This window comes from uncultured Kluyvera sp. (assembly GCF_902485085.1).
Taxonomy (GTDB): Bacteria; Pseudomonadota; Gammaproteobacteria; order Enterobacterales; family Enterobacteriaceae; genus Kluyvera; species Kluyvera ascorbata.
In genome coordinates, this window is record NZ_CABTJS010000051.1 from 32,203 (window position 1) to 43,241 (window position 11,039).

Sequence of the window (11,039 nt, forward strand, 5' to 3'; positions counted from 1 at the left end):
TGAAGGGCCGAAAGATGGCACGATAACCGCTCAGATTATTTCTAAAAAACACACAAGAATCACAGCTTGTAGAGGATGATTATGAAAAAACTGGCGTTGTCTTTTTCTCTGGTATTAGCGCTTGCTTCTGCATCAAGCGCATTTGCAGCAATCCCGCAAAAAGTGCGTATCGGTACCGACCCTACGTATGCACCGTTCGAATCAAAGAATGCACAGGGTGAATTAGTGGGTTTCGACATTGACCTGGCAAAAGAGCTGTGTAAGCGCATCCAGGCACAATGTACCTTCGTGGAAAACCCGCTGGACGCCCTGATCCCCTCGCTGAAAGCGAAGAAAATCGATGCCATCATGTCATCGCTGTCGATCACTGAAAAACGCCAGCAGGAAATCGCCTTTACCGACAAACTCTACGCCGCAGACTCTCGTCTGGTGGTGAAAAAGGGTTCCCCAATTACGCCTGACCTCGCCACGCTGAAAGGCAAGCGCGTGGGCGTACTGCAGGGTACCACTCAGGAAACGTACGGTAACGAACACTGGGCGCCGAAAGGTATTGAAATTGTCTCTTACCAGGGACAGGACAATATCTACTCTGACCTGACCGCTGGTCGTATTGACGCAGCATTCCAGGATGAAGTGGCGGCGAGTGAAGGTTTCCTGAAACAGCCTATCGGTAAAGACTACCAGTTCGGCGGCCCGTCGATTAAAGACGTGAAGCTGTTCGGGGTCGGTACCGGTATGGGTCTGCGTAAAGACGACACCGAGCTGTTAAACGCGCTGAATAAGGCGTTTGCTGATATGCGTGCCGACGGCACCTACGACAAGCTGGCGAAGAAGTACTTCGATTTTAACGTATACGGCGAGTAATCATCACGAGTAACCCATCGTTTCGCACGCACGAAACGATGGGCGTAAAGACAGGACTGGCAGCATGCTGTACGGGTTTTCACAGGTAATTTTTCAGGGCGCCCTTGTCACCCTTGAGCTGGCAATCAGCTCAGTGGTTCTGGCCGTGCTTATTGGGCTGGTCGGCGCGGGAGCGAAGCTCTCCCGAAATCGCGTGCTGGCGTTAATTTTTGAAGGCTACACCACGCTGATTCGTGGCGTGCCAGACTTGGTGCTGATGCTGCTGATTTTCTACGGGCTGCAGATGGCGCTCAACGTGCTGACCGACGCGCTCGGGCTGGCGCAGTTTGATATCGACCCGATGATCGCCGGTATCATCACCCTGGGCTTTATCTACGGAGCCTATTTCACCGAGACCTTTCGCGGCGCGTTTATGGCGGTGCCGAGAGGGCATATTGAAGCCGCGACGGCATTTGGCTTTACCGGTGCGCAAACCTTCCGCCGTATTCTGTTCCCCGCCATGATGCGCTATGCGCTGCCGGGCATTGGCAACAACTGGCAGGTTATTCTTAAAGCGACCGCGCTGGTCTCGCTGCTGGGGCTGGAAGACGTGGTGAAAGCCACCCAGCTTGCCGGGAAAAGCACCTGGGAGCCGTTCTACTTCGCCATCGTCTGTGGCTTGATTTATCTGCTGTTCACTACCGTTTCCAATGGCGTGTTGCTGCTGCTCGAACGCCGCTACTCCGTGGGCGTCAAGAGGGCTGACCTGTGATTGAGATCATTCAGGAGTATTGGAAATCGTTGCTGTGGACCGATGGTTATCGCTTCACCGGCGTGGCGATTACGCTGTGGCTGCTGGTGCTGTCGGTGGTGATGGGCGGCGTCATGGCGCTGTTCCTGGCGATTGCACGCGTCTCCAGCAATAAATACATCAAGTTTCCGGTGTGGCTGTTTACCTATATTTTCCGCGGTACGCCGCTCTACGTGCAGCTGCTGGTGTTTTACTCCGGTATGTACACGCTCGAAATTGTGAAAGGCACCGAGCTGCTCAACGCGTTCTTCCGCAGCGGCCTCAACTGTACGGTGCTGGCGCTGACGCTCAATACCTGCGCTTACACCACCGAAATTTTTGCCGGGGCGATTCGCTCGGTACCGGCAGGAGAAGTGGAAGCGGCTCGCGCTTACGGCTTTTCGTCGTTTAAGCTTTATCGCTGCATCATTCTGCCTTCGGCTCTGCGCATTGCGCTGCCGGCCTACAGCAATGAGGTTATCCTGATGCTGCACTCGACGGCGCTGGCGTTTACCGCCACCGTGCCCGACCTGCTCAAGATTGCGCGCGATATCAACTCGGCAACCTATCAACCCTTTACCGCCTTCGGCATTGCGGCGGTGCTTTATTTGGTCATCTCTTATGTGCTGATTAGCCTGTTCCGCAAAGCGGAAAAGCGCTGGTTACAGCACATGAAACCGTCTTCTACGCACTGAGAATATGATGTCTGATAAAAAACTAAACGTAATCGACCTGCACAAACGCTATGGCGAGCACGAGGTGCTGAAGGGCGTATCGCTGAAGGCGAACGCCGGGGATGTGATAAGCATCATCGGCTCGTCCGGCTCCGGCAAGAGTACCTTTTTGCGCTGCATTAACTTCCTTGAGAAGCCAAGCGAAGGCACCATTATTGTTAACGGTGAGAACATTGGTCTGGTGCGCGATAATGACGGCCAGCTGAAGGTGGCCGATAAAAACCAGCTCCGCCTGCTGCGCACGCGCCTGACGATGGTGTTTCAGCACTTCAACCTGTGGAGCCATATGACGGTGCTGGAAAACGTCATGGAAGCGCCGATTCAGGTGCTTGGCCTGAGCAAACAGGACGCGCGCGTACGCGCGGTGAAGTACCTGGCAAAAGTGGGCATCGACGAGCGCCAACAGAGTAAATACCCGGTGCATTTGTCCGGCGGTCAGCAGCAGCGTGTTTCTATCGCCCGTGCGCTGGCGATGGAGCCGGAAGTGCTGCTGTTTGATGAACCGACTTCAGCGCTTGACCCAGAGCTGGTGGGCGAAGTGCTGCGCATTATGCAGCAGCTGGCGGAAGAGGGGAAAACCATGGTGGTGGTGACCCATGAAATGGGCTTTGCTCGTCACGTTTCCTCGCACGTGATTTTCCTGCATCAGGGCAAAATTGAGGAAGAGGGTAATCCGGAAGAGGTGTTTGGCAATCCGAAGAGCCCGCGTTTACAGCAGTTCCTTAGCGGTGCATTAAAGTAAACTTCACTCGCCCTCACGCGTGCGTGGGGGCGTTTTCCCGCCGATAGACCCAATCATCGTAATCTTTGCCGTTCAGCCGATAGGCTTTTGTAAGCACCTGCGTGCGGATAAAACCGTGCTTTTCCAGTAGCCTTGCCGAACCTTGATTATCGCCTAGCACCCAGGCATTGATGGCCCATAGGCCAAGCTGTTGAAAGCCATAATCGCATATTGCACCTAGCGCCTCGCTGGCAAATCCTTTGCCTTGTGCCTCTGGCAGTAGCGCGTAGCCGACATCCGCCTCATGGGGATTTTTACTGCTGATCTGCAGCCCTATATCGCCAAGCGGCGTACCGTTTTCATCACGGATAACAAAGATTGCGGGGGAGTTACAGCGTCGGGTAAAAATTGCACGTATCGCCGCTTTGTCCAGCACTTCCCCCATAAACTGCATCACCTCATGGTTTTGTCGCAGCTGAAGAAAGAAGGGCCAATCGCCTTCGTTAAAGGGGGAAAGCCTTAGCCGCAGGGTGGTGAGGATTGCCATTTTCCTATGCCATTAAGCCAAATCTGAAGCCGTACTTTAGCACCGGAGGTGATGGATTGGCACGGAATTAGCCACTGAAGGCGGTCGTGTGTTCCAGACGCTGGAAATAGTGCAGTACCGTTTTGCTCTCCTGAGAGGCGCGAAGCTGTAGTGCCAGGTTGAGGCTATCCAGCGTGCGGGCATGGGCGACCATCGGCGAAGTCTCGTCGATGCGTCCCTCTGCTACCAGCCATTGCACGACCGTCTGCCAGCGCCAGAGTGGGGAGTTACCCTTTACGCGCTGAATGGGCGCAGGAAACTGACCACCACCGCGAGCCCCGTCTTTAAGCAGTGAAATTGCCTGCCGGGAAACGCCGGTGAGTTCGGCAATATCGCTAAGCCCAACCAGCGTTGAATCAACTGATTCGACACGTGCATTGAGCAAGGGGGCGGATTCAATATCTCTAATAGCACAAAGAATAGCCTGCTCTAATGTGTCACTTTCTCGGTCGAAATCAAGATAGACCGCCGTCCCGTAAAAGCAGATCAGGGCATCATCGCAATGTGCATGATAAAGCGCCTCTTCAAGATTTGGCGTACTGCTGCTGACGCCTGAAAGCGTCAGCGTGAAGTTAAATAACGGCATTTCGTTTCTCCCTTGTTCTACGAATGTCTGGGCTGACAGCTCTCGACCATGCGCATGATTTGCCGCGCGTGATGCAGCGGAACGGCAGGTGTCGACCATATGCTCATCATATGATCGCGATGCTCGGCCGTGCCGCACTGTAAACGGCCAAAGCAGTGGGCGCTTTTACCGCCAGCGATAAACAACCAGCCGTGCTTTAACGCGTAATCAATGGCCGCCCTGATATGCTTATCTGGATGTTCCTTCATCAGTGGTTCCCGCAGAGTATTGATATTTTGTTGACGAATGTCAACGATAAGCTGGCGCAAAAATGCGCATTGGCCTGTTATGACAAAGCGAGAGGTAACGCGTTGGAATCGGCTTCACGTTTGTATCAGAGGGAGATGCGTTCGATGGCCGAAATGCGTGGCGAATTCCAGAAGTGGGGGAAGGGCGGTGATAGCCAGGCGCCATCACCGTTGTATGAAAACTTAGTGGGCGAGAATATCGCCCAGCGCTTCGTCTAAATCGTACCAGCGAAACGCGAACCCGGCGGCTTCCAGCCGTTTGGGGAGCGCGCGCTGACCGCCCAGCACCAGTACCGAGGATTCACCCATCAGCAGGCGGATAACGGTGGCGGGAACGCGAAGAATCGCCGGGCGATTCAGTGCCTGGCCAAGGGCATGAGAAAACTGTTCGTTGTGCACCGGGTAAGGTGAAACCATGTTGAAAGGCCCGCGCAAATCGTTATCCAGCAGCCACAGAATACCGTTGACCATATCGTCGATATGGATCCACGCCAGATACTGCCTGCCGTTGCCGATAGGGCCGCCGAGGCCGAGCTTAAACGACGGCAACATTTTGCCAAGAATGCCGCCTTTTGGCGCCAGCACCACCCCGGTACGCAGCAGGCATACTCGGGTGCGGTCGCTCTGCGCAGTGCAGGCAATTTGCTCCCAGCGCGCGCATAGCTTATGGGTAAATTCGTTATGCGGTGGCTCTTCTTCCGTCACCACGACTTCACCAAGGTCACCGTAATAGCCGGTGGCCGATCCAGAAATCAGTACCGAAGGAGGGGTTGTGCTCGCCTGGATCAAATCGCTAATCCGCTGGGTGATACCCCAGCGGCTGTCGCACAGTTTCTGCTTTTGCTGCGCCGTCCAGCGCTTGTCGGCGATAGGTTCACCGGCAAGATTGATAACGGCGTCAATGCCGTCGAGCGATGAGATATTCTGTAGCCCTGACCAAAGCTCAACGCGCGGGTCGAGCGTCTGGCGGGCTTTCTCCGGCGAGCGGGTCACGACGCAAACCGTATGCCCAAGCGTCAGTAAACGCGGAACTAAATGGCGGCCAATCAACCCGGTGCCGCCTGTAATCAGAATTTTCATGCCACCTCCCGAAGGGAGCGCTTAGCGTTGCCAGCTCAGGGTAATGGATACCGAATCGGCGTAGCGCAGCGCGTGAACTTTATCGATCTCCACTTCAGCATAAGTGACCCAGTGATGTTCGCGTGCGATATCGAGCACATCCTGAGTTAATTTTTCCAGCAAAGAGAAACGGTTATTCTCAACGTGACGAATTATGCTTTTGGTGATGGTGCGGTAGTTCAGCGCATCGTTAATATCTTCGCTATTGCGTGATTTGTCCGCCGGGTAGCGAATCTCAAGATTGATAACCACGTCCTGGCGGTTGGCAATCTCCTCTTCCTTAATGCCGATAAACGTACGCAGGCGTAAATTTTTGATGCGAATGATGGCGTCAGACTGAGACATTGCAGGTGTTCTCCGTAATTTTTGTTTTCCTCTACATCATACACTAAAGCATCTTCAGCGCGGCAGCGTCTGGCGCGCGTTCAGTTCGTGCGCCAGTTCAATAAATGCGCGGAGAGCGGGAAGCACGTGCCGGTGCCCCGGATAATAAAGGCGCAGGCCACCAAAGGTTGGGCACCACTCATCCAGCACGCTGATAAGTTTGCCGCTGCGGAGTTCGTCCTGAATAAACCATTCCGAAATAAACGCCAGTCCCAGCCCGGCGAGCGCCGCGCGGTGGATGGCCTGCATTTCGCTGACGATTATCCGCGGCGGAATATTCACGGTAAATTTTTGCTGATGGTACTCAAGCTCCCAGTGGTAAACGCCACCGTGGGACATGCGCATGCCGATGCTCTGATGCTGCTGGAGGTCGTCAGGCGAACGTGGCGTACCGTGGCGCGCGAAGTAGTCCGGCGAACCCACAATCAGCATGCGTGCATCGGGCGTCAGGGCGACGGCAATCATATCCTGCGGGACGGACTCGGCGAGACGGATGCCCGCGTCAAACCCTTCTGACACGATGTCGATAAGCCGTGATTCGGTGGTGATATCAAGCCGCATCTGCGGGTAGCGTTGCAGATAGGTTTCAAACAGCCGGAATAGCAGCGACACGCATTCGCGCGGGGCGTTGATGCGCAGCGTCCCCATTGGGTTTCCTGGCTCTGCGGCAATCTCCTCGGCGGCGCGCTGAATTTCCGCCAGCGCGGGAGCAATACGTGAAACATAGCGCTGACCCTGTTCCGTCAGCGCGACGCTGCGGGTCGTGCGGTTGAAAAGCCGGACGTTAAGCCGCGACTCCAACCCGGCCACGGCGTTGCTGACGGCCGTCGCCGACATGCCTAACTCGCGCGCGGCGGCGCGGAAGCTTTGTCTGCGGGCGACGGCAAGGACAATTTCCAATTCGGTAAGGCCGCTACGGTGCATAATTATCCCGATTTTCGTGACAGGTCGTCCATATTATACCCTCTTATCGCAATGATGCGCCGTTCCTATACTGTGAAACATCCAAGGCGTAGAGGGCCGAATCATGTTGCACATCGACAAAATTTATATCAACGGCGAGTTTGTTACCCCACACGGCAGCGAGCTTTTTGACCTGTTCAACCCCGCGACCGAAGCGGTTATTGGCCAGGTTCGCCTGGCGGATGAAGACGATACTCGGCGTGCCATTGTGGCGGCGAAAGACGCTTTTCCGGCCTGGTCGCGGACGACTCGTGAAGAGCGCATTGCGGTGCTGGAGAGAATGTACCTGGCCGTACGGGCACGAGAAGCGGACCTGCTGGAAGCGCTTATTACCGAGTACGGCGCGCCATCGGCCCGCGCAAACTGGATGGCGGCCTGGCCGGCCCAGACGATTCGCTGTGCCATCGATGCACTGAAACAATTTAACTTTGAAGAGCGGGTAGGGCGCGCAACAGTGGTAATGACCCCGGTCGGGGTGGCCGGGCTGATTACCCCGTGGAACAGCGACGCCGGTTTTATCTGTAGCAAACTGGCGACCGCGATGGCTTCTGGCTGCACTGCGGTTATCAAACCGAGTGAAATGAGTGCCTGGCAGACGCAAATTATTACCGAAGCGCTGCATGCCGCCCAGATTCCGGCGGGTGTGTTTAACATTGTCACCGGGCGGGGTGAGGTGGTGGGAGAAACCATCAATCACCATCCCGACATCGCCAAAATTTCTTTTACCGGCTCGACGGCGGTGGGCAAACACATCGTGGAAAGCGGTGCCCGCACGCTCAAACGCGTCACGCTGGAACTTGGCGGTAAATCGCCTACGGTTATCCTCGATGATGCGGACGTGAAAACGGCGGTACATCTGGCGCTGGAGGCCGGGTTTATGAATAGCGGACAGGCGTGCATTGCGGGGACGCGTATTCTGGTGCCGGCCTCACGCCAGGCGGAGTTTGAACACGCGTTTGTCGACGCTATTACCGCGTTCACCGCTGGCGACCCGAGAGACAGCCAGACGGTGATTGGCCCGATGGTCAGCCAGAAACAGTGGCTGCGTGTGCAGGGCTATATTCAGCTCGGCCAGCAAGAATGCGCGCGAATTCTGGTTGGTGGTGAAGGGCGAGTTGCGGGCAAGGAAACCGGCTGGTTCGTGAAGCCAACTATTTTTACCGACGTGAATAACCAGATGCGTATCGCCCGCGAGGAGATCTTTGGGCCGGTGCTGGTGTTGATCCCCTATCGTGACGAGACTGAAGCGCTGGCGATTGCCAACGATACCGACTATGGCCTTAACGCCATGGTGCTGAGCGGCTCACGCGAACGTGGTGAAGCGCTGGCGTTGCAGATTGAGTCAGGTCGCGTAATGGTCAATACGCTTGAGCATGAGCCGCTGGCGCCGTTTGGCGGCGTTAAGCAATCGGGGTTAGGTCGTGAGATGGGCAAATGGGGAATGCAGGCCTATCTGGAGCCGAAAACGCTGGTCGTAGGGTGATTGCAAAATCCTCATGTTGCGGGCAAGTGACATAGTCTGTCAGACAGGCTATGTTGGCTATTATGTTGGATGGGCGCGTCCTGCGCCCATCGTTCGTGCATCTCTTGCCTGTGATTGAGGACGCTATGAGCCAGCCTGTGATAACGCTTTGGTCTGATTCTGATTTTTTCTCGCCTTACGTGATGTCCGTCTATGTCGCCCTGCAGGAAAAAGGGCTGCCGTTTACCCTCAAAACCGTCAACCTTGGTCTGGGTGAACACCTTCAGCCGGGTTGGCGAGGCTATTCAGCGACCCGTCGCGTTCCCTTGCTGGATGTTGATGGTTTTGAGCTGAGCGAATCGTCCGCCATTACCGAATATCTTGATGAACGATTCGCGCCGCCGGAGTGGGAGCGTCTCTACCCTCACGACCTCCAAAAACGCGCCCGTGCGCGCCAGATTCAGGCATGGCTTCGCAGTGACCTGATGCCCATCCGCGAAGAACGATCCACGGCAGTCATTTTCGCCGGAGAGAAAAAAGCACCTTTGACTGAAGCAGGACGCAAAAGCGCGGCTAAACTGTTTGACACCGCCAGTGTATTACTCGCCGATGACCGCCCAAACTTGTTTGGCGAATGGTGTATTGCCGATACCGACCTGGCGCTAATGCTTAATCGCTTGATACTGAACGGTGACGATGTACCGGAGAGACTGGCCGACTACGCGACATTCCAGTGGCAGCGAGCCTCCGTGCAGCGTTATGTTGCACTCTCGGCCAAACGGGCAGGCTGAAAAAAGTGTGAAAATCCATTATGATGACAAGGTTATCATTGTGGGGATTTGATTAATGAAACTGATGTTTGCATCGGATATTCATGGTTCGTTACCGGCCACGGAACGGGTACTGGCGCGCTTTGCTGAGAGCGGTGCGCGCTGGTTGGTTATTCTGGGCGATGTGCTCAATCACGGGCCGCGTAACGCGCTGCCGGATGGTTACGCACCGGCCCAGGTTGCCGAGCGACTGAACACGGTCGCTGACCGCATTATCGCGGTTCGCGGTAACTGCGATAGCGAAGTCGACCAGATGCTGTTGACGTTTCCTATCACCGCCCCCTGGCAACAGGTGCTCACCGAAACGCAGCGCCTGTTTTTGACCCACGGGCATCTTTATCACCCTGACAATCATCCGCCGCTGGCGGCTGGCGATGTACTAGTTTATGGCCATACACACCTGCCAGTCGCAGAAAAACGAGGCGACATATTCTTATTTAATCCTGGTTCGGTTAGCATTCCTAAAGGCGGTTTTGCCGCGAGCTTCGGGATGCTTGACGAGGGTAAGCTGCAAGTTTTCGCACTCAATGATCAACAGGTTATTGCAGAGGTTGCCATTAACCCGTAAGTTACCCATCAATCATAAAACGCGCCGTAAGAGCGCTTTCAATTTAAGGTTTACGGATGGTCGAGCAGAATCATTTGGCAAGCACGGAATGGGTCGATATTGTCAACGAAGACAATGAGGTCATCGCGCAAGCGAGCCGTGAACAGATGCGCGCACAGTGTCTGCGTCACAGGGCAACCTATATTGTCGTTCACGACGGTATGGGGAAAATTCTGGTGCAGCGCCGTACGGAGACGAAAGACTATCAGCCAGGTATGCTGGACGCCACCGCTGGGGGTGTTGTTCAGGCTGATGAACCGTTGCTGGAGTCCGCTCGCCGCGAAGCGGAAGAAGAGTTAGGTATTGCTGGCGTGCCGTTTGCCGATCACGGGCAGTTCTACTTTGAAGATAAGAACTGTCGCGTCTGGGGAAGCCTGTTCAGCTGCGTTTCTCACGGGCCGTTTGCGCTGCAGGAAGAAGAGGTGAGCGAAGTTCGCTGGATGACGCCGGAAGAGATCACCGCGCGCTGCGATGAGTTTACCGATGATTCTCTGAAGGCGTTGGCGCTGTGGATGACCCGCAATGCCAATAACGAAGCCCACGCTGAGGAAGAAGCGGAATAAGCGCGACGAAAAGACAGATACAAAAAATCCGGAGCGGCTTCCCGTCTCCGGATTTTTTTTGCCTTTAAACCGCCCGCGAACGGGCGGAATAAGGATTAGTGCTGTTGCTGTGAAGACTGGATCGCGGTCAGAGCGATGGTATAGACGATATCGTCTACCAGCGCGCCACGAGACAGATCGTTCACCGGCTTGCGCATACCCTGCAGCATAGGCCCGATGGAGATCAGGTCGGCAGAACGCTGTACCGCTTTGTAGGTGGTGTTACCGGTGTTCAGATCCGGGAAGATGAACACGGTAGCGCGACCTGCAACCGGAGAGTTCGGCGCTTTGGATTTCGCAACGTCAGCCATAACGGCAGCATCGTACTGCAGCGGGCCGTCGATCATCAGGTCAGGACGTTTTTCCTGTGCCAGACGAGTCGCTTCGCGAACTTTCTCTACGTCGCTACCTGCACCAGAGGTACCGGTGGAGTAGGAGAGCATCGCAACGCGCGGTTCGATACCGAAGGCAATCGCGGATTCAGCGGACTGAATAGCGATTTCTGCCAGCTGTTCTGCGGTTGGA

Annotated in this window: 15 protein-coding genes; 8 read left to right on the forward strand and 7 right to left on the reverse strand. The window is 55.3% G+C overall.

Features of this window, described 5'->3' with window-relative positions; genetic code table 11:
- Positions 1-81 precede the first annotated feature (81 nt).
- The 4 genes from hisJ (at position 82) to hisP (ending at position 3,109) form a co-directional block, all read left to right on the forward strand.
- Positions 82-864, forward strand: a complete 783-nt coding sequence (hisJ, locus tag RDN66_RS06755; RefSeq protein WP_035892515.1) for a histidine ABC transporter substrate-binding protein HisJ — start codon at positions 82-84, stop codon at positions 862-864.
- 64 nt (positions 865-928) lie between these two features.
- Positions 929-1,615, forward strand: a complete 687-nt coding sequence (locus RDN66_RS06760) for a histidine ABC transporter permease HisQ (protein WP_035892513.1) — start codon at positions 929-931, stop codon at positions 1,613-1,615.
- Positions 1,612-2,328, forward strand: coding sequence for an ABC transporter permease (locus RDN66_RS06765; RefSeq protein ID WP_035892511.1), 717 nt, complete (start codon positions 1,612-1,614; stop codon positions 2,326-2,328). Before RDN66_RS06760 ends, RDN66_RS06765 begins: the two co-directional genes overlap by 4 nt.
- Before the next feature lie 7 nt (positions 2,329-2,335).
- Positions 2,336-3,109, forward strand: coding sequence for a histidine ABC transporter ATP-binding protein HisP (gene hisP / locus RDN66_RS06770; protein WP_123650160.1), 774 nt, complete (start codon positions 2,336-2,338; stop codon positions 3,107-3,109).
- Positions 3,110-3,122: 13 nt separating this feature from the next.
- On the opposite strand, the gene RDN66_RS06775 is transcribed toward hisP, so the two are convergent.
- The 6 genes from RDN66_RS06775 to RDN66_RS06800 all read right to left on the reverse strand — a co-directional run bounded on the left by RDN66_RS06775 (position 3,123) and on the right by RDN66_RS06800 (position 6,974).
- The gene (locus RDN66_RS06775) at positions 3,123-3,635 is read right to left on the reverse strand and encodes a GNAT family N-acetyltransferase (protein ID WP_202217522.1); all 513 of its coding nucleotides are present in this window, start codon (positions 3,633-3,635) and stop codon (positions 3,123-3,125) included.
- A gap of 67 nt (positions 3,636-3,702) precedes the next feature.
- On the reverse strand, positions 3,703-4,260 hold the full coding sequence (locus tag RDN66_RS06780; protein ID WP_202217523.1) for an AlpA family transcriptional regulator: 558 nt from the start codon (positions 4,258-4,260) through the stop codon (positions 3,703-3,705).
- 17 nt (positions 4,261-4,277) lie between these two features.
- Positions 4,278-4,508, reverse strand: coding sequence for a hypothetical protein (locus tag RDN66_RS06785; RefSeq protein ID WP_202217524.1), 231 nt, complete (start codon positions 4,506-4,508; stop codon positions 4,278-4,280).
- Positions 4,509-4,730: 222 nt separating this feature from the next.
- On the reverse strand, positions 4,731-5,627 hold the full coding sequence (locus RDN66_RS06790; protein WP_202217526.1) for a TIGR01777 family oxidoreductase: 897 nt from the start codon (positions 5,625-5,627) through the stop codon (positions 4,731-4,733).
- Positions 5,628-5,648: 21 nt separating this feature from the next.
- Positions 5,649-6,011 carry a dihydroneopterin triphosphate 2'-epimerase gene (gene folX / locus RDN66_RS06795; RefSeq protein WP_202217527.1) on the reverse strand — a complete coding sequence of 121 codons (363 nt, stop codon included), beginning with the start codon at positions 6,009-6,011 and terminating at the stop codon, positions 5,649-5,651.
- A 54-nt stretch (positions 6,012-6,065) separates the two neighbouring features.
- A complete protein-coding gene (locus RDN66_RS06800) occupies positions 6,066-6,974 on the reverse strand; it encodes a LysR family transcriptional regulator (protein ID WP_035892503.1) in 909 nt (302 codons plus the stop codon).
- A 103-nt stretch (positions 6,975-7,077) separates the two neighbouring features.
- Here RDN66_RS06800 and RDN66_RS06805 point away from each other — a divergent pair, with 103 nt between their 5' ends.
- From RDN66_RS06805 to yfcD, 4 genes are all read left to right on the forward strand, one after another.
- Positions 7,078-8,496, forward strand: a complete 1,419-nt coding sequence (locus RDN66_RS06805) for an aldehyde dehydrogenase family protein (protein WP_202217528.1) — start codon at positions 7,078-7,080, stop codon at positions 8,494-8,496.
- A 125-nt stretch (positions 8,497-8,621) separates the two neighbouring features.
- On the forward strand, positions 8,622-9,266 hold the full coding sequence (yfcF, locus tag RDN66_RS06810; protein ID WP_202217529.1) for a glutathione transferase: 645 nt from the start codon (positions 8,622-8,624) through the stop codon (positions 9,264-9,266).
- 55 nt (positions 9,267-9,321) lie between these two features.
- Positions 9,322-9,873, forward strand: a complete 552-nt coding sequence (gene yfcE / locus RDN66_RS06815; RefSeq protein ID WP_035892499.1) for a phosphodiesterase — start codon at positions 9,322-9,324, stop codon at positions 9,871-9,873.
- 56 nt (positions 9,874-9,929) lie between these two features.
- A complete protein-coding gene (gene yfcD / locus RDN66_RS06820; RefSeq protein ID WP_035892498.1) occupies positions 9,930-10,475 on the forward strand; it encodes an NUDIX hydrolase YfcD in 546 nt (181 codons plus the stop codon).
- 95 nt (positions 10,476-10,570) lie between these two features.
- On the opposite strand, the gene RDN66_RS06825 is transcribed toward yfcD, so the two are convergent.
- A partial coding sequence (locus RDN66_RS06825; protein ID WP_308537718.1) for a phosphate acyltransferase occupies positions 10,571-11,039 on the reverse strand: 469 nt, incomplete at its 5' end.